Annotated in this window: 22 protein-coding genes and 1 other RNA gene; 18 read left to right on the top strand and 5 right to left on the bottom strand. The window is 28.8% G+C overall.

The genetic code is table 11. The features are described from left to right. The first annotated feature begins 7 nt into the window (after window positions 1-7). From ACRC03_RS16400 to ACRC03_RS16390, 3 genes are all read left to right on the top strand, one after another. The gene (locus ACRC03_RS16400; RefSeq protein WP_438653669.1) at window positions 8-910 is read left to right on the top strand and encodes an RluA family pseudouridine synthase; all 903 of its coding nucleotides are present in this window, start codon (window positions 8-10) and stop codon (window positions 908-910) included. A 24-nt stretch (window positions 911-934) separates the two neighbouring features. Beyond that, entirely contained in the window at window positions 935-1,939 is a 1,005-nt protein-coding gene (locus tag ACRC03_RS16395; RefSeq protein ID WP_438653668.1) for a nucleoid-associated protein, read from the top strand. Window positions 1,940-2,065: 126 nt separating this feature from the next. Continuing rightward, window positions 2,066-2,284 carry a hypothetical protein gene (locus ACRC03_RS16390; protein WP_438653667.1) on the top strand — a complete coding sequence of 73 codons (219 nt, stop codon included), beginning with the start codon at window positions 2,066-2,068 and terminating at the stop codon, window positions 2,282-2,284. Window positions 2,285-2,336: 52 nt separating this feature from the next. Here the strand turns inward: ACRC03_RS16390 and acpP are convergent, their stop codons facing one another. Continuing rightward, the gene (acpP, locus tag ACRC03_RS16385) at window positions 2,337-2,564 is read right to left on the bottom strand and encodes an acyl carrier protein (protein WP_438653666.1); all 228 of its coding nucleotides are present in this window, start codon (window positions 2,562-2,564) and stop codon (window positions 2,337-2,339) included. A gap of 147 nt (window positions 2,565-2,711) precedes the next feature. Between acpP and ACRC03_RS16380 the strand changes: the two genes are divergently transcribed. The 12 genes from ACRC03_RS16380 to ACRC03_RS16325 all read left to right on the top strand — a co-directional run bounded on the left by ACRC03_RS16380 (window position 2,712) and on the right by ACRC03_RS16325 (window position 12,838). Then, on the top strand, window positions 2,712-3,113 hold the full coding sequence (locus ACRC03_RS16380; RefSeq protein WP_438653665.1) for a hypothetical protein: 402 nt from the start codon (window positions 2,712-2,714) through the stop codon (window positions 3,111-3,113). 65 nt (window positions 3,114-3,178) lie between these two features. After that, window positions 3,179-3,382 carry a hypothetical protein gene (locus ACRC03_RS16375; RefSeq protein ID WP_438653664.1) on the top strand — a complete coding sequence of 68 codons (204 nt, stop codon included), beginning with the start codon at window positions 3,179-3,181 and terminating at the stop codon, window positions 3,380-3,382. Window positions 3,383-3,514: 132 nt separating this feature from the next. After that, window positions 3,515-3,721, top strand: a complete 207-nt coding sequence (locus ACRC03_RS16370; RefSeq protein WP_438653663.1) for a hypothetical protein — start codon at window positions 3,515-3,517, stop codon at window positions 3,719-3,721. 158 nt (window positions 3,722-3,879) lie between these two features. Beyond that, window positions 3,880-4,098, top strand: coding sequence for a hypothetical protein (locus ACRC03_RS16365; protein WP_438653662.1), 219 nt, complete (start codon window positions 3,880-3,882; stop codon window positions 4,096-4,098). Window positions 4,099-4,300: 202 nt separating this feature from the next. Beyond that, window positions 4,301-4,474 (top strand): hypothetical protein, encoded by a 174-nt coding sequence (locus tag ACRC03_RS16360; RefSeq protein ID WP_438653661.1) that lies wholly within the window; start codon window positions 4,301-4,303, stop codon window positions 4,472-4,474. Window positions 4,475-4,603: 129 nt separating this feature from the next. Then, window positions 4,604-4,795 carry a hypothetical protein gene (locus tag ACRC03_RS16355; protein WP_438653660.1) on the top strand — a complete coding sequence of 64 codons (192 nt, stop codon included), beginning with the start codon at window positions 4,604-4,606 and terminating at the stop codon, window positions 4,793-4,795. A gap of 298 nt (window positions 4,796-5,093) precedes the next feature. Continuing rightward, on the top strand, window positions 5,094-6,107 hold the full coding sequence (locus tag ACRC03_RS16350; RefSeq protein WP_438653659.1) for a LacI family DNA-binding transcriptional regulator: 1,014 nt from the start codon (window positions 5,094-5,096) through the stop codon (window positions 6,105-6,107). Window positions 6,108-6,342: 235 nt separating this feature from the next. Then, window positions 6,343-7,911 carry a histidine ammonia-lyase gene (gene hutH / locus ACRC03_RS16345; protein WP_438653658.1) on the top strand — a complete coding sequence of 523 codons (1,569 nt, stop codon included), beginning with the start codon at window positions 6,343-6,345 and terminating at the stop codon, window positions 7,909-7,911. Between the two features lie 73 nt (window positions 7,912-7,984). Then, window positions 7,985-9,979, top strand: coding sequence for a urocanate hydratase (locus ACRC03_RS16340; RefSeq protein WP_438653691.1), 1,995 nt, complete (start codon window positions 7,985-7,987; stop codon window positions 9,977-9,979). Window positions 9,980-10,008: 29 nt separating this feature from the next. Beyond that, on the top strand, window positions 10,009-10,902 hold the full coding sequence (gene ftcD, locus ACRC03_RS16335; RefSeq protein ID WP_438653657.1) for a glutamate formimidoyltransferase: 894 nt from the start codon (window positions 10,009-10,011) through the stop codon (window positions 10,900-10,902). A gap of 4 nt (window positions 10,903-10,906) precedes the next feature. After that, a complete protein-coding gene (gene hutI / locus ACRC03_RS16330) occupies window positions 10,907-12,172 on the top strand; it encodes an imidazolonepropionase (protein WP_438653656.1) in 1,266 nt (421 codons plus the stop codon). Between the two features lie 21 nt (window positions 12,173-12,193). Next, window positions 12,194-12,838, top strand: coding sequence for a cyclodeaminase/cyclohydrolase family protein (locus tag ACRC03_RS16325; protein WP_438653655.1), 645 nt, complete (start codon window positions 12,194-12,196; stop codon window positions 12,836-12,838). Between the two features lie 50 nt (window positions 12,839-12,888). Here ACRC03_RS16325 and ACRC03_RS16320 read toward each other — a convergent pair whose 3' ends face one another. After that, the gene (locus tag ACRC03_RS16320; protein ID WP_438653654.1) at window positions 12,889-13,335 is read right to left on the bottom strand and encodes a hypothetical protein; all 447 of its coding nucleotides are present in this window, start codon (window positions 13,333-13,335) and stop codon (window positions 12,889-12,891) included. 211 nt (window positions 13,336-13,546) lie between these two features. Between ACRC03_RS16320 and ACRC03_RS16315 the strand changes: the two genes are divergently transcribed. Then, the gene (locus ACRC03_RS16315; RefSeq protein WP_438653653.1) at window positions 13,547-14,329 is read left to right on the top strand and encodes a hypothetical protein; all 783 of its coding nucleotides are present in this window, start codon (window positions 13,547-13,549) and stop codon (window positions 14,327-14,329) included. 127 nt (window positions 14,330-14,456) lie between these two features. Then, window positions 14,457-14,644, top strand: a non-coding RNA gene (gene ssrS, locus ACRC03_RS16310) — 6S RNA. Window positions 14,645-14,699: 55 nt separating this feature from the next. Here the strand turns inward: ssrS and ACRC03_RS16305 are convergent. Then, window positions 14,700-15,713 (bottom strand): hypothetical protein, encoded by a 1,014-nt coding sequence (locus ACRC03_RS16305; RefSeq protein WP_438653652.1) that lies wholly within the window; start codon window positions 15,711-15,713, stop codon window positions 14,700-14,702. Window positions 15,714-15,895: 182 nt separating this feature from the next. Between ACRC03_RS16305 and ACRC03_RS16300 the strand changes: the two genes are divergently transcribed. After that, window positions 15,896-17,047, top strand: a complete 1,152-nt coding sequence (locus ACRC03_RS16300) for an exosporium morphogenetic protein CdeC (protein ID WP_438653651.1) — start codon at window positions 15,896-15,898, stop codon at window positions 17,045-17,047. 43 nt (window positions 17,048-17,090) lie between these two features. On the opposite strand, the gene ACRC03_RS16295 is transcribed toward ACRC03_RS16300, so the two are convergent. Further along, window positions 17,091-17,747 (bottom strand): hypothetical protein, encoded by a 657-nt coding sequence (locus ACRC03_RS16295; RefSeq protein ID WP_438653650.1) that lies wholly within the window; start codon window positions 17,745-17,747, stop codon window positions 17,091-17,093. Next, window positions 17,744-19,081 carry a polysaccharide biosynthesis protein gene (locus tag ACRC03_RS16290; RefSeq protein WP_438653649.1) on the bottom strand — a complete coding sequence of 446 codons (1,338 nt, stop codon included), beginning with the start codon at window positions 19,079-19,081 and terminating at the stop codon, window positions 17,744-17,746. The genes ACRC03_RS16295 and ACRC03_RS16290 overlap by 4 nt, the downstream gene beginning before the upstream one ends. Between the last annotated feature and the right edge of the window lie 17 nt (window positions 19,082-19,098).

Genomic DNA, 19,098 nt, shown 5'->3' with positions numbered 1-19,098 from the left:
TGTAGAATTGTTCAAAAAAGAAAATCAAAAGTATAATGTTATTTCATATACATCAAAAGAAGATTCAACTCTAAAAGAAATACTATTAGATAAATTAAGTTTTTCAGTTAGAGCATTATCTAAGATGAAAAGAGATCAAACCGTACTAGTAAATGGTATATTTAAAAAGCCTAGTACAAAAATAAAAAAAGGCGATTTAATAGAAGTAAAAATAGAAGAGGAAAGAGCTAAATTTGAGCCACAAGATTTAAATTTAGATATATTATATGATGATTTTGATATAATAATGGTAAATAAACCTCCATTTATGGTAGTACATCCAACTAAAAGTCATTTTGATAATACTATTGCAAATGGAGTAACAGATTATATAATTAAGAAAAACGAAGAAGTAAAAATTAGATTTGTAAACAGACTAGATATGAATACATCAGGACTAGTAATAGTTGCTAAAAGTGGATATGCACATCATGCTCTATCTTTGGATATGGGAGAAAACAAAGTTGAAAAAACTTATATAACTGTAGTCAAAGGAATAGTAAAAGAAGATGAAGGTACTATAGATCAACCTATATACAGATCTACAGAAGAAAGTATAAAAAGAGTAGTTGATGAAAGAGGTCAAGCATCACGTACTCACTATAAAGTACTAGAAAGATTAGAAGATGCTACAGTTTTAGAGGTAAAATTAGAAACAGGAAGAACACACCAAATAAGAGTTCATATGGAATACATAGGTCATGGTATAATAGGTGATGAGTTATATGGATATGTAGATGAAAACCTTATAAATAGACAAGCTTTACATGCATATAGCTTGGAATTTGAACAACCAAGAACTAAAGAAGAATTAAGCTTTAATGCTAAATTACCAAAAGACATAGAAGAATTAATACAAAAACTAAGATAAATATAAGGATTTGAGGTGGGAAAGATGATAATACATAAGTTTATAGTCCATGTTTTGGATAAAAATAGTGAGGTACCTATACTAAATGATTTTGAAGGAAAAGTAAATCAAGAAGTAGATAAGTTTTTCCAAAAGGTAATAAAAAGAGTAACTAAAGACGAGGACATAAGAAAAGCTGTTTTTAAAGACTACAATGATAATGTAATAAAAAATTGTTGTGAGCAAATCATTTACGATGAAGACACATTCTTAGAAAATTCTAAGGAAATTGCAGCATATTTATTTGATGTTATGAAAATAAATGCAGAAATAGAATCTTGTGATTTAGCAATATGCTTATACACTGTAAAAGACGAAAAAAATGTAGCTATAATAAAATTAGACTACAAAAAATTGTACACTCATTCAATAGAGTTTATAGATGAAAAATTTAATATCCAAATGGTAGCAAGTGAAATAGGTATACCAGAGACTGTAAGACAAAAACAATGTGCAATAATAGGAGTAAGTGGAATAAATGATGAGTTCCATTTAAGATTATTAGACAAAGATTCAGAAAAAGAAGAACTTGATTCTAAATTTATAACAGAGTTTTTAAATGTAGAAAAAATAGACGATGATAAATATAAAACAAAGGTATTTAAGAATAGTGCTGAGAACTGGATAACTAATGCTCTAAGCAATGACATAAAACATGCAGAAGAGGTTAGAAGTGTATTAAATTACACATTAAAAGAGAAACACGAAGTAGATATACACGATTTTGTAGAGAACTCTATGAAAGATGAGGAACTTAAAGAGAGCTTTAAAGAACACATGGAAGAAAAAGGACTAGAAAAAGGCTTTAATATAGACAAAAAGTGGGTTGAAAAGAAGCTTAAAAAGAGAAGTATAAAAACAGACAATGGATTTGATTTAAAAGGAAATCTATCAGACTTTGAAGATCCTATGAAATACAGTGTAAGGCAGAATCCAGATGGAACTATAGATATAGTAATAAAAAATGTAACTTTTTATGAAGAAAAGTAACTAATAGTCATCAAGGTTGTTATAGCCTTGATGATTTTTTTTAGGTACAAGCACTAAGTTTAAAAGAACATCATATATATAATAAGAGTATTTTTAAATTTGGTACATAATTAAGGGGGGGATAGTATGGACCAATTGAAAGATATGTTAAGAGGATTTGATGGTATAAATGACAATCCAATGCTGTTATTTTTGATAATAGGATTTATAATATTGTTGGTAATGAACAATGGAGATATAGGTTGCTTTTTTGAACAAAACAATTCTCTTATATGGATTGTATTAATTGTATTTTTATTATTTATATTTAATAATAATAACTGTGATGATGATTGTTGTTATTAATATATATATAAAAACCGAGTTGAATAAACTCGGTTTTTATATGTAGATATATTTACTTGTTATCTTCTATATACTTGAATAAATCTCCAACAGTCTTAAAGTTCTCAGCTTCTTCATCTGGAATTTCTATACCAAACTCATCTTCAAGAGACATAATAATTTCTACTGCATCTAATGAATCAGCTTCTAGATCATCTACTAAAGATGTTTCTAAAGTTATTTCATCTAAATTATCTATACCTAATTGATCAGCTATTATTGATTTTACTTTTTCAAACATGATTACCCTCCTAAAATCTTTGACAATTTTAATTGTAGTTTAATATAATATGAAGATTTTTTCAATACGGATTTGAATAAAAAGTAATAAATTTTTATTAATGGAATATAAATTACTATATAAAGCAAAAACATAGGAGGAATTATTATGAGGAACATAGGATTGTTTGTAGCATCAATAGGTGTATTCCTAGTTGTTGTAGCAAACTTATACTATAATTCAATAACTTTAGATATACAGATGATAAAGGCCTATATAGTAGAGTCTAATATTATATTAGAAGATATAGTAGATAAAGAAAATTATGTAAATAAGAAAAAGGATGAATATATATCTAGATTAATGACTTTAAAAAGAGGAATTGAAAATTCACATACAACTTTTTTAATAGATGATTATAAAAAATATAAAATTAAATCGATAGAATATTTAATAGAAGGTGTATCTGAAGATAAAGACAAAGGATATTATTTGAAAAAAGCAACCGAGTATAATCATTTATGTGAAAAAGAGTTAAATAAATTAGCAAATAATAATATAACAGAGTAAAGAACTTATTTAGGTATTAAACATATACTTATATATTAGATAGAGTAAAAAAAGGGGGGGAGGTCATGGCGAAGCTAGAGCAATCACTATATAGGTTATTTGGAGGCGAAGATGGCCTTTTTGGAAACGGAATGTTAATAATAATAGTGCTAGTATTATTATTTATGTGTACTGATATATTAGATATTTTCCTGGAAGATGATAATATGTGGATATGGATAATACTAGTAATATTATTGGTATTTAATTTTGATGATACTTGCTATTAAAAGAAATCGAATGATTTCTTTTTTTTTTGAAAAAATAATTAAGCAAAAAGTAACAATTTAATTCACAAATACATAATATTTATTAAATAGGTGTAAATATAAATACCTATAAATTCCAAAGGGGGCATAAATATGTCAAATAATATATCATTAGAACGTTTATTTGGAGGATGTGGATTTGGAGGATGTGGATTTATAATAATAATAATAATAGGTGCACTTCTTCTATTAGGGGATGAAATTATAGAATGGTTATTCTGTGAAGAGATGTCTTTAATATGGATAGTGTTATTAGTTCTTCTTTTAACTAATTTTGATGATGGGTGTGGATGTTGCTAATATTAAGGGACCTTTAAATGGTCCTTTTAAATTACTAAATTTTATAAAAAAATAATAACACTTTAGTGAGATTTACATAGTATATAAAGAGAGGGAAATAATCCCTATGACATCTGGGGATGCATAAATTAAAGATCTATATTTAGGAGGGGAATTATATGAGTAGTAAGTTGACTAGAATGTTCGATTGTTTTGGAGGCGGAGGATGGTGGATAATAGTACTATTTTTCCTATTCTTAGCTTTCCAAGAGTGCTGGAGTGAAATATGTATAACTGATTGGATTCCATTCTTAATATTATTACTAATTGTATGTTCTTGTGGAGAATTTGGAGACGACGGAGATTGTGGATGCTTAGATAATAACTACGACTGCTAGTAGTCAAGTGAACAAAAGAAGTAAAAAAGGATGCTTTTGCATCCTTTTTTACGCTTAAGGAAATTATAGTTAGCAACAGGAGCAAATTAAATTTTTATGTTAAATAAAAAAAAATAAATAAAACATTATCACTTAACATATAACATGCATATTATATGTTAAGAGTGAAAGCTCAAAATAAATAACAACAGGAGGTAGCAAAATGTTAGATAGATTTTTTGGTGAAGATGGGTTATTTGGAGGAGTATGGTGGATAATAATATTATTTTTCTTATTCCTAGCATTTGGGGATAGCTGGGTAGACATAGATATAATGGCTTGGATACCTTTCTTAATAGTATTGTTAATAATTTGCAGTTGTGGAGAATGTTTGTAACAAAAAACTAATTAATATCATAGTATATACTATGAAAAAAAGTTAATAAAAATGGTTAACTGTCATATAGAATATACTTGTCTATAAAGTATATCTAAGTTAAATCTTTAATTATGGGGAGGACTATATATGTTAAGTAGATTATTTGGAGAAGGTGGATGTTTCGGTGGAGGAGCATGGTGGATAATAGTATTATTCTTCTTATTCCTAGCATTTGGAGATAGTTGGGTAGATATAGACATAATGGCTTGGATACCTTTCTTAATATTATTATTAATAACTTGCTCTTGTGGAGAATTATTTGGGGGAGATTGCTGCTAGTAGCATATAGCAATCTCAAAGCATTGGTACAAAGTACCAATGCTTTTTTACGCTTAAGGAAATTTTTCTATTATAGAACATGTAGCATAAAAATGATTTTTTCATTTGAAAAGGTATAAAATTGTGCGCTTAGAGTAATATAAAAATATATTAAAGTATATCAGTAAAAAATAGGTATTTTGTAGAACATTAAATTATATATTTATATAATGTAATATTTATGATAAAATATAGTTTTGATTAATAAAAAATAAATTAAAATAAATTAAGTTAAAATAAATAAAGGAGGGCATTAAACATGAAGAGTGTTATTACGATAAAAGATGTAGCAAAACAAGCAGGCGTTTCTATATCTACAGTATCTAGAGTTATAAATGATTCAAAGCCAGTTACAGATGAAGTAAAACAAAAAGTTTTAGATGTTATAAAGGAAACGGGGTATATACCAAATCCATTAGCTAGAAGTTTAGTAACAAAGAAAAGTCAGCTTATAGGAGTAATAGTACCTGAAGTTTCAGACTCATTTGTAAATGAAATATTAAACGGAATAGAAGAAGTAGCTAAAATGTATGACTATGAAATTCTTTTAGCAAATACATATTCAGATAAAGAACAAGAATTAAAAAGTATAAATTTACTAAGAGCAAAGCAGGTTGAAGGTATAGTTATGATATGTTGGAATGTAGAAGAAGAACATATAAGCTACATTCAAAATTGTGGAATACCAGCAACATATATAAGTAAAACAGCTAGAAACTATGATATTCATACAGTTAGTACGAGCAATAAAGAAGCTACTTATGATATGACTAAGTACCTTATAGCTAAAGGACATAAAGATATAGCTTTCGTAATGACTAGTAAAGATGATACGGTTTTAGAAATGGAAAGACTTGCAGGGTATGAGCAAGCACTTGAAGAAAATGGAATAAATATTAATAAAGAGTTAATAAAATACGGTGGAACTAATTATGAAGCGGGATATGAAAGTATGAAGGAACTTCTAGATGAAGGTAAAGTACCTCATGCAGCATTTGTAACGGGAGACGAAGCAGCAATAGGAGCTATCAACGCAATATGCGATGCAGGATACAAGGTGCCTGAAGATATATCAGTAGCAGGATTTAACGATGTAAAAATAGCAAAAATGTATAGACCTAAATTAACAACAGTACATCAACCATTATACGATATGGGCGCTGTTGCAATAAGAATGGTAATAAAAATGATAAGTAAAGAAATTTTAGAATCTAAAAAAATAGAACTTCCATATAAAATAGTTGAAAGAGAAAGTGTTATAGAGAGAAGATAAGTAAAAGGCATATTATCCATATAGATAGTATGCCTTTTTGATTTTCAAAATAAATAAAATGACTAAAGCGTAGTAAATTATTATCTCATTAAATTTATACATATAAATTTAACAAAATAAAATATGAATATATAGAAGGACTGAAGAAATATATATAGAATTATTAAAAAGAATGTTGAAAAAAGTCATTCTAAAATCAAACTTTAGAAAATAATAACATTAAGGAGTATTGGTTATGGGAAAAATATTTATAGACGGGAATAGTTTGACGATTGAAGATGTTGTTAATGTAGCGAGACAAAATTATGAAGTGGTTTTAACGGAAGAAGCACTTAGCAAAGTTAAAAAAGCAAGAGATTTAGTAGACAAGCTTGTGGAAGAAGAAAAAGTATCTTATGGAATAACAACAGGTTTTGGAAAATTTTCAGATGTAGCTATAAATAAAAAAGATTCACAACAGTTACAAAAAAACTTAATTATAAGTCATTCATGTGGAGTAGGAAACCCTTTAAGTGAAGATATAGTAAGAGGAATTATGCTACTTAGAGTGAATGCTTTATCGAAGGGATATTCAGGAGTTAGAATAGAAACCTTAAGAACTCTAGTAGAGATGATAAATAAGGGAGTACATCCTATAATACCAGAAAAAGGTTCTTTAGGAGCGTCAGGGGATTTAGCACCTTTATCTCATATGGTTTTAACTATGCTTGGAGAAGGTGAAGCTATATATAAAGGCGAAAGATTAAGCTCAAAAGAAGCAATGGAAAAAGCAGGTATAAATATACTAGAATACTTATCTTCAAAAGAAGGTTTAGCACTTATAAATGGAACTCAAGTAATGACATCAGTAGGACTATTGACATTATATGATTCAATAAATTTATTAAAAACTGCAGATATAGCTTTTTCTCTTACTATGGAAGCACTGAATGGAATAACTTGTGCTATGGATGAAAAAGTACATTCAGTAAGACCTCATAAAGGTCAAATAAATACTGCAAAAAATATTCTTGAAATACTGTCAGGAAGTCAAATGACTACAAAACAAGGAGAGCAGAGAGTTCAAGATGCATATTCATTAAGATGTACTCCACAAATACATGGAGCTAGTAAAGATGCAATTGAATATGTAAAAAATAAAATAAACATAGAAATAAACTCTGCAACAGATAATCCAATAATATTCCCAGATGTGGAAGAAATTATTTCTGGAGGGAACTTCCATGGACAACCTATGGCATTAAGCTTTGACTTTTTAGGAATAGCGTTATCAGAGTTAGCTAATATATCAGAAAGAAGACTAGAAAAATTAGTTAATCCAGCTTTAAGCCATGGTTTACCAGCATTCTTAGCTAATAATGGAGGCCTAAACTCTGGATTTATGATAGTTCAATATAGTGCAGCATCATTAGTATCAGAAAATAAAGTTTTAGCTCATCCAGCAAGTGTAGACTCAATACCATCATCTGCAAATCAAGAAGATCATGTGTCTATGGGTACTATAGCAGCTAGAAAAGCAAGAGAGATTATGGAAAATGCACGAAAAGTAATAGCTATGGAAGTTTTAGGTGCAGTTCAAGCTATAGACTTAAGAGGAAAAGAAACTCTAGGAGCAGGAACAGAAGCAGCATACCAAGTAGTTAGAGAGCATACTTCTTTTGTAGATAAAGATAGAATAATGTACAAGGACATAAATATTGCAGAAGACATAATAATTAATAATCTGTTAGTTGAAGCAGTTGAAAAAGCACTTGGAAGTGAAATTTTAACAGATGAAAACTTTTTAGCACCGAGTTTAAGTTAATCTAAGGGGGATAATAGGTATGATTAGTATAGACAAGTCATTATCATATTTAAACAAAGAAATAGAAGAATCTATGAGTATTAAAATAACTCATATTCCAGAAAAGGTACCACAGTTTATAGAGGGAATAAGAAGGGCGCCAAAGAGAGAAGCAAAATTATCAGATGCAGATATTAAACTAGCATTAAAAAATGCTTTAAGATATATACCAGAAGAATATCATGAAGAACTTGCACCAGAGTTTTTAAATGAATTAATGACGATGGGAAGAATTTATGGATATAGATTTAGACCAGAGGGTAACTTAAAGGGAAATTGTATAGATGAATATAATAGTAAATGTATAGAAGGTAAGGCCTTCCAAGTTATGATAGATAACAATCTTGATTTTGATATAGCTTTATATCCATATGAACTTGTAACATATGGAGAAACAGGTCAAGTATTTCAAAACTGGATGCAATATGTCTTAATAAAAGAATATTTAAAAGTATTAACACAAGATCAAACTTTAGTTATTCAATCAGGGCATCCATTAGGTTTATTTAAATCTAAGCCAGATGCACCAAGAGTAATATTAAGTAATGGGCTTATGATAGGAATGTTTGACAATCAAGAAGAGTGGAAAAGAGCTGCTGCTATAGGTGTATCTAATTATGGTCAAATGACTGCTGGTGGGTGGATGTATATAGGCCCACAAGGTATCGTACATGGAACATACTCTACATTATTAAATGCAGGTAGACTTGTACTTGGAGTAGATGCAGACTTAGATTTAGCAGGTAAATTGTTTGTAACATCAGGACTTGGTGGAATGAGTGGAGCTCAAGGTAAGGCTTGCGAAATAGCTGGAGGAGTAGGCATAATAGCTGAAGTTGACTATTCAAGAATAGAAACAAGATACACTCAAGGTTGGGTAAGTAAGGTAGCTAGAACTTGTGAAGAAGCTTTTACTTTAGCTAATGAATATATGGAGAGAAAAGAACCTTGTGCTATAGCTTATCATGGTAATATAGTAGATTTATTAGAGTATGCTGTTAATAATAGCATACACATAGATTTACTATCAGACCAAACATCATGCCATGCGGTTTACGATGGAGGATATTGTCCTCAAGGGATTACCTTTGAAGAAAGAACTAGGCTATTAGCAGAAGATAAAAATAAATTTATAGAGTTAGTAGATAAAACTTTAATAAAGCATTTTGAGATGATTAAAGAATTACATAATAAAGGTGTTTACTTCTTTGATTATGGGAATAGCTTTATGAAGGCTGTATATGATGCTGGATGTATGGAGATATCTAAAAATGGAGTAGACGAAAAAGATGGATTTATATTCCCATCATATGTTGAAGATATTTTAGGGCCACAGTTATTTGATTATGGATATGGGCCATTTAGATGGGTATGTTTAACTGGAAAAGAAGAGGATTTAGAAAAAACAGATAAGGCTGCTATGGATTGCATAGATCCTAATAGAAGATATCAAGATAGAGACAATTGGGCTTGGATCAGAGATGCAAAGAAAAATAAATTAGTAGTAGGGACTAAGGCAAGAATACTTTATCAAGATGCTATGGGAAGAACAAGTATAGCTCTTAAATTTAATGAGATGGTAAGAAAAGGAGAAATAGGACCAGTAATGTTAGGTAGAGACCACCACGATGTATCTGGTACAGACTCTCCATTTAGAGAAACTTCAAATATAAAAGATGGAAGTAATATAATGTCTGAAATGGCTACTCATTGCTTTGCAGGAAATTGTGCAAGAGGAATGAGTTTAGTGGCTCTTCACAATGGAGGAGGAGTTGGAATAGGTAAATCTATCAATGGAGGTTTTGGAATGGTACTAGACGGTTCTCAAAGAGTAGATGACATACTTAGAACGTCAATGCCATGGGATGTTATGAGTGGAGTCGCTAGACGAGCTTGGGCTAGAAACGAAAACTCTATAACAACATCTATTGAGTACAATAAAATGTGTGAAGGAAAAGACCATATAACTCTTCCTTACATAGTAGATGAAGAATTAATAAATAAAGCAATAGAAAATACAACAATATAACTATATATCATAATAGGGGGGATTTTAATATGGCAATAGTACAATGCGTACCTAATTTTAGTGAAGGTAGAGATTTAGACAAAATAGAAAAGATAGTTAGTCCATTAAGAGGAAAAGAAGGAGTTAGGCTTTTAAATTATGAGCCAGACAAAAATTACAACAGATTAGTAGTAACAGTAATAGGAAATCCACAAAAAGTTAAAGCAGCAGTATTAGAAGCTATAGGAGTAGCAAAAGATGTTATAGATCTTAATGAGCATAAAGGACAACACTCTAGATTTGGAGCAACAGATGTATGTCCGTTTATACCGATAAAAGATATGACTATGGAAGATGCTATAAAAGTAGCTAAAGAGTTAGGTGAAGAGGTAGCAGAGAAATATAAGATACCAGTATTTTTATATGAGCAAGCAGCAGCTAAAGCTGAAAGAGAAAATTTAGCTACTGTTAGAAGAGGTGAATTTGAAGGTCTTGATTTAAAATTTGAAGATGCTAATTGGGCTCCTGATTTTGGTGAAAGCAAAAAACACCCTACAGCTGGAGCAATAGCAATAGGGGCAAGAAGACCTCTTATAGCTTACAATATCAACTTAGATACTACAAATATTGAAATAGCATCAAAAATAGCTAAGACAATAAGACATTCTAGTGGTGGCTATAGATATATAAAAGCAGGACCAGTAGAAATACCAGAAAGACAAATGACTCAAGTTACAATGAATTTAACAGATTATACAAAAACAAGTATATATAGAGCTTTCGAAGCTGTAAAAATGGAAGCGAGAAGATATGGAGTAAATGTTACAGGAAGTGAAGTTGTAGGACTTTGTCCAATGGAGGCATTAGTAGATACAGCTGCATACTATTTAGGTCTAGAAGATTTTTCTCTAGACAAGGTACTAGAAACTAGTTTAATGGAGTAAAAATATGAGAATAGATTTGATTATTAAAAATATAGGAAAACTAGCCACTATGAGAGGTTCTAATTCTCCAAGAATAGGCCAAGACATGAATAAGATAGAAATAATAGAAAATGCATATGTGGCAATAAGGGATGGAATAATTGTAGAAATTGGAACAGGAAAAGACTATGAAAATATAGTAAGTAATGATACAAAAATAGAAAATGCAAATGGTCTTTTAGTAACACCAGGACTTATAGATGCTCATACCCACTTGGTTCACGGAGGATCAAGAGAAAATGAGTTTTCTAAAAAATTACAAGGTATTCCTTACATAGAAATATTAAAACAAGGTGGAGGAATACTGAGTACAGTAAAAAGTACAAAAGAAGCTAGTGAAGATGAATTGTACAATAAGGCTAGAAAAAGCTTAGATAGAATGTTAGAGTTTGGTGTTACAACTGTAGAATCTAAGAGTGGATATGGTTTAGAATTAGATACGGAAATAAAGCAATTAAAGGTAGCTAAAAAACTAAGCGAAGAGCATCCTGTAGATTTAGTACATACATTTTTAGGAGCTCATGCAATTCCTATGGAGTATAAAAATAACTCTAAAGCATTTGTAGATATAGTAGTCAAAGAAATGTTACCAAAAGTAAAAGAACTAGAGCTAGCTGAATTTTGTGATGTATTCTGTGAAGAAGGAGTATTCTCTATAGAAGAAGGAGAATACATACTTTCGTCAGCAAAGAATATGGGATATAAATTAAAAATTCATGCTGATGAAATAGTTTCCTTAGGAGGAGCTGAATTATCTGCAAAATTAGGATGTATCTCATCTGACCATTTAATGGCAGCGAGTGAAGATGGATTAAAGATGATGGCAGAAAATAATGTTGTTGCTAATATACTTCCAGGCACATCTTTTAATTTAAATAAAAACTATGCAAATGCAAGAAAAATGATAGAGTTAAATGTGGCAGTAGCTTTATCTAGTGATTATAATCCAGGAAGTTGTCCAAGTGAAAATTTACAGTTTGCTATGCAATTAGGATGCTTAGGATTAAAAATGACACCAAATGAAGTTTTAAATGCTGTTACTATAAATGCAGCATATGCAATTGATAGACAAGATGAAATTGGGTCTATAGAAGTAGGAAAAAAAGCAGATTTAATAATATTTGATGCACCTAATGTAGAGTATTTAATGTACCATTTTGGAATAAACCATGTAGATAGAGTTTATAAAAATGGTGTGTTAGTTGTTGATGATAAGAAAGTAATACAATAATAAAATTTTAAGGGGGAAAATATGAAGTTAATTGATATGACTATAGTAGATTTTTCAGATGAAGTAGATTCTAACTCACCAGCACCTGGTGGGGGTTCTGTATCAGCTTTTGCAAGTAATATAGGAGTTGGACTTGCTAGAATGATGGCTCATTTAAGCTTTGGAAAGAAAAAGTATGAAAGCTTAGATGAAGATATAAGAGTTGAGTTTGTCAGTAGATTTAATAAACTAGGAGATATAAGACAAGAATTAGTAAAACTAGTAGATAAAGATACTGAGTCATTTAATGAAGTAATGAAGGCTATGAAGATGCCAAAAGATACAGAAGAAAAACTAGTAATTAGAAAACAAGCTATACAAGATGCAACTTTGTTCTCTATAGATGTTCCTCTAAGAACTGCTAAATTATCATTAGAGGCTTTAGAGATATTAGAGCATTTGATATCACATGGAAATCAAAATGCTATAACTGACATAGGGGTAGGAACTCTTATGATATATAGTGGATTAGAAGGAGCAATATTAAATGTAAAGGTAAACCTAATGGGTCTTGAAAATAAAGAGCTACATGAAGAATACAGCAAAGCATGCAAAGAAATTTTATCTAAAGCATGTGATATTAAAAAAATAATAATAAAAGATATACATTTAAAATTAGAAAGCTAAAAAAATAAAGGAGAACTCAATGTATTGAGTTCTCCTTTATTTTTTTAATTTTAATTAGAATCAGTGCTTGATTTTTTTACTTTTCTTATTACTTTTTTAGTTTTTTTAGTAGAAGATGGTTGATCGGATTCTGTAGCAGTAGAATTATTTTCATTAGATTTAGATTTTTGAGATTTTTTTTCTTGGGAAGTACTGTCTATATTGGTATTCTTCTTACTTTTAGATTTTTTACTATCAGTTTTACTTTGAGCTTCGGCGTCAGAAATTTTGTTCATTATTGCGTCTATTTTCTTTCTTTGACCATCATCAAGAAAAGTTTTTAATTTAGAAACAACCTCTTCTTTACCCTCTAAAGTTTTTCCAATTTTAACAAGTTCATCCATAAGCTCAGATTCTGATTTGCCTTTATATCCATCAGCTATCTTTTCAATTTGATCTTTGTCTATATTTTTTTGTTTAGCCATTTTTTCAATAACTTCAGTATTTACTTTTTTCATAAAATTCTCCTTTCTTATAATATAAGTGAGTTTTAATTCATATTATTTATATATAGAAAAATAGAAAAAGTGTGAAAAGTAAAGTAATTAAGATAAATAAAATTTTCTATAGATAATATATATGCATTAAATTTAAAAAAAAGTAACACTAGTATTAAATAAAACATACTTTATATATGAGGAAGAAGTATATTTTAAGGGGTGACGAATATTGAATAACCTATTATTAATAATTGGAATAATAGCATTAAGTAATGGTAATATATCCCTAGGAAACGTATCATTATTTGATAGTAAAAATAAATCAAAACAAGCTACTAAAGAGACTGCTACTGATTCTTCAAATACAAATAAAAAACCTAAGCCTATAAAGAAATCAACTACTAAAAAACAAAGAAATAAAATAGAAAATATACTTGGATTTAATATAGATGATATAAACAAAGGTATGAAGTTGATGGATTTAAGTGATGAAGACTTAGAAAGAGGTATGGAAATAATAGCTAGAACTAAAAAATATATGTCTAAGGATGAAAAAAAGCTACTAGTAAAAGTAGAAAGTTTATTAGATTTGGTAAGAGGAATAAAGAAACTTAGCTCTCTAGACATTATGGAGGAAGATGAAACAAACTTTTTTAGAAGTATGGATGAAGAAGATAAGAAAAATATGATGATAAAAGAAATACTAGAAGTTTTTCCAGAGAAAAGGAAAGACTCTATTGATAAAGCTATTGATATGAAGAAAAAGATTGATTTATTTGCAGAGCTATTTTTACCTGATGATTTTGGAGAAAGTGGATTTAGTTTAAGTTCTTTAGTAAATATAAGTAATTTAGGAAGTATGAATAATCTTAAATTATTAGGAAACCTTTTAAGAAGTGATGATAATGATGACTCTGAAGATGAAGAAGACTATGAAGAAGAAGATCATGATGTCTATGAAAATGAAGAAGATTACTATGAAAATTATGATTATGAAGATGAAGAAGATTAAAAATATGAAGTTTTGACATGTACATATAAGACAATAATGAAAAAAATGGAAAAAAAGAATAAATTTCTTATATTTCCTATATAAAACCACTTTCAAAATTTTGATATTTATTATATAATAAATATAAGAAATCCTGAAGCATACGACAAGGCTTATTTAAATTCAACCGACAAATGTTATAAGGGAGATTGAAGTTTAATAAAACTATAACAAGCCACTTATTTATAAGAGGAAGTTAAAAATTATTAACAGATCACCCACCTGGGAGTATCTCGGGTATGAATTTATATGAGTCACCGGTGTTTTGGGATTTTAAAAAAGTGTTGCTAATTTAGCAACACTTTTTTTTTGAATTTAAGTAATTTTAATTTTAAAAACCAATAATACCGATTGTACTATAGGTAGTAAATACACCTGTTGGATTATAAGGCAAGTCATCTATACAATTAGAGGCAAAGTTAGCTCTAGTAAAATCTTCTTCCACGCTAAATTCATCAACATCATGTTCACCCCAAGTCTTACCTAAATCATTAGATACTGAGGTGTATAATCTTTGATAATTGACCCACATTAAATATAATGCAGAATCATATTTAAGAATAGTAGGATACATACAAGTGGATGGACCTGTAATATAAGTTGAAACATTGATCTCTAATTTATTTTCATTTAAATAGCCGTTTATGTATTTAACTGAATATCCATTATCTGTGTTTTCACAGAAAGTTAAATGGTAAAAGTTCATACTATCTTTAAGTACAGAGAGGTATAATTTGTTTTTATTTGAATTTGTAATTTGTACAGGATTAGACCAAGAAAAAGTACTAATATTAAATCTTGAGAAAAATACCTCTTCATAGCCATCTACCAAATTGAAATAAAATACTATAGGAGAGTCTTGACTTAAAACTACAGTAAATTTATCTAATACTATATGATTGATAAAATCAATTTTATTTTCTATCCAAACTCCATTGTGACTATAATGATGAAACAAAGCACAAGTATTATTAGAGTTATTGTTAAAAACATAGTACAAGATATGTATATTTCCATCAATTACATTTATATAGGGAAATGAAATACTAAATTTTTTATAGTTATAAGTTAAAATCTCTCTACTTGAAAAGTCAGAACTACCTTTGTTAATTTCAATAATCTTTAAAGAATTATCTTTATAAATACCATAAACAGTATCATATTTATCCAAAGTAAAATAACAGTTTGTAAAATCAATAGGTGTAGATGACTTTAAAGTTTTGGACGAAATGAAGTTATTATCCTTATCAAAGTAATCAAACACAATATCGTTATCTAATCTAATATTAAACACATCTCTTTGACTACGTCTAATAATAGTAAAGCATTTATTAATAAAACTCATATATATCCTCCTTATCAAAATGTTTATACTAAATATATATTTACAAAAAAAAAAAATATTCTACTTTTATATTAAGAAAGAGTACAAGTAAGTAACAAATATTAACTAAACTGCATATTATTAATTAGGCAAAGAAAGCCAATAAATTTTAAAGAATTCATTCTAGGGGAGGACATTTATAAATGAAAGATATGAAAAGGGTCACAAAAAAGGTAACAAGCAAACCAGTTGCACAATCAGTAATAAGAGAAGAAGCTGTTTGTGAAGAGTTAGATAGAGGTTGTAAATCAAAAGGACATCAAGAGCATGAAACTAAAAAAATGCATTGTGAATGTGAATGTGAATGTACTAGCAAGCCAACTTGCGAGCCATGCAAAATAGACGCAACAGATTGTATAGATAATGTTGATTGTGGTCCAGATTGCTGCTGTCCTATAGTTCCACCAAAATTCTCAACTTCTAACTGTACACCATATGCAATAGAAGCTAGTAGAATATATGATACTATGCAATTTCAAACTTTTACAGATGCATTAGGAGAAAACGGAGAACCGTTATGCTTTGAATATGAAGTACTAGAAGTTAGAGGTCCAGTTCCAAGAGGTGGGCAAGTAAATGTAACAATAGATAAGGTTTGCTTAAATTATTCTTCTATATCAATAATTCCAGGAGTACCAAGCTTAGAGGATTATGAAATAGAACTTATAGAAAATGAAAGACCTTGTGAAACTACTTTTGATTATGCAGTATGCTTAGAAAAAAATTCTGCTTGCTGCAGACAAGGAAAAGGTCAAAACGTAGTTTATAAGCAAAAAGGTGTAGCAGTAATGGTAGAAGATTTAGTATTAGAATTAAGAGGAAAATGTGGATGCACAGAAATAGTTGCTTTAGCATATCCTTCAACTAAACCATTTGGTGGTCAAAAAAGAAAATGTAATGAAGTTGAATTTATATTTAACACATTATCGGCTCCAATATGCCTTCCTGCTGACGGAAGAAATATTACTTTAAGACAAGATTTCCAAGCTAACTTAACAGTAGACTGCGTAGGAAAAGCATTATTAAAACATGTAGGAAGAGACTGTTGTGACGATTGTTGTGACGATTTCTGTGGACATGAACAATACAAATTATGCATACCAAATGATATAGATTTAATTTGTTGCTTACAAGTAGTAGTTAGCATACTAATAAATGAGCAAATAGTAGTATTAGGGGCTTCACAAGTAATAAAACCAAGAGTAGTAGATACTTTTGCAAAAGTGTGTGATTTCTCAGGATGTGGAGATACTGCTAACCAAAATCAAAATAAAAAAGGTCATTGTGGTTGCTAAATAAAAACAAAGGCTATCAGTTTCTGATAGCCTTTATTAATATCTAAATTTTATACTTTATGCTATAGCAGTATTCAAAAATATCATCTTTTATATTTGAGAGAGGCATTCTTAAACTACTACCATTAGGATTACATCTAATAAGAGCATTTGGAGTAATCCACTTTCTTCCAAGCGTGTTAAAAATAAGTATGTTATCAGATAGATTTCTACTAATATTAGATTTAGATTTGTATTCAAATATAATATTGGAAAGTTCATCAATATTTAGTTTATAAATACACTCTTTATCTTTAAATATATTGGTTATATTGTATCTACTAACATTATAATTGCTAATATTGAAATAAAGATGAGATATCTTATACAAATTTTCAGATATAGGAGAGCTTTCCACAACAAATACATTAAGTAAATCATTAATTATATAAAGTCTCATATCTTTAATATTCCTTAAACTATTAAAAAACTTATGGATAACCTTCTTTTTCCAAGAACCATTATTGTTGAAAAAATGTACTAGTCTACCGGATGTATCTAAACAACATAGATGAATATTGTTCTTATCATCAAGATTAGCTGAATAAGAGTAAATATTATTTGATAATTTTTCTGTATATTCATTAATATTTTTTATATATAGACAATTTTTTTCAGTATATATATAAAAGGGTTTTATATTTTTATTAGTGCTATTCATTTTAACCTCCTAATGTTTAGAAATTTTAAAGCTCTAACAAGAACTATAGCATGTAATAAGCATGTAAACACTGAAACTAGAGTTATAGTATGTATATAAGCGTAAATATTAATAGTAGGAATAGGAATTAATATATATATAGAAAGTAATTGAATTACCATTCCTGATATGGTTATAATGCTACATAAAAATTCTTTTCTTATTGCTTGTAAGATTCCAGAAAGTGTTTGATTTAAAGATATAAATAAAGGAGCTAAAAACATGGATTTCAAATAAATGCCAGCTAATTTGTTGTTAAACATAATTAAACATAAATGATTAGAGAAAAAATAAAATAAGAAGGAACAAAAGCTACCTACAAAAAAACTTAATAGTAAAGAGTACTTGATTTTTTTTTTGATATTTTCGTACTTATTCAAAGTTAGTTCTTGTGAAATACTTGGAATTAGGTTAACTACTAAGGCAGAACCAAGTGTAAGAGGAAGGTAAATAAAAGGAATTACCATTCCGCTTAGAATACCGTAAACTCTTAAAGACTCTCCGTAAGTTATGCCAGATAAGGTCAATCGTGATGGAATTATAATAGAACTAATTGAATTTATCAATATACTAGACATACGATTACAAGTTATGGGTACAGACATTTTAATTGTTTCTAGGGAGGCATAGTAAAAATCCTCAAGTTTTATAGTATATTTATTGTAGATATTAGAATTTTTATAAAATGAAAGTGTCATGAATAGAATATTTGCAATCTCCCCAACCGATATACCCAATAAAGCTATGTAACAACTTAAATATTTATTATTAATATATAAAATAACTAAGAAAACAAATAATATTCTAACTACTTGTTCTATTATTTGACCTATTGCAGGAACAACAACATCCTCTAAACCATAGTAATATGCTCGTAAAATATTAGAAATAGTTATAAGTATGATAGCAGGACAAATAGCTAATACAAATAGGGTTAAATTAGAATCTTTCAAAAACTTAAAGGATAAGTATTTTGAATTAAATGAAACTAATAAGGATATTATTAAAGCCATAAAAAAGGATATGTATAATGTAGAGATAAAAAAAACATTACTACTGTGTTTATCATGTAAAGCTTTTTTGTTAGCGACTAAACAGCTAAGGGCAGTAGGTATACCCGTAGTGGTAAAAGCAATACACATCATTAAAAAATTAAAAAGCATGCAATACATACCTAAACCAGTTTCACCTATAGTTCTAGATAAAAATACTTTATATAAAAATCCAAGGATTCTAACTACAATATTAGATAAAAATAGGATAATAGTTGATAATACAAGGTTAGGTATTTTCAATAAATCACCCCCTTATA

It is taken from the genome of Romboutsia sp. (assembly GCF_051659545.1).
Taxonomy (GTDB): domain Bacteria; phylum Bacillota; class Clostridia; order Peptostreptococcales; family Peptostreptococcaceae; genus JBOFOR01.
The sequence above is the reverse complement of the archived record's forward strand: the minus strand, read 5'-3'. Positions and strand labels throughout refer to the sequence as shown.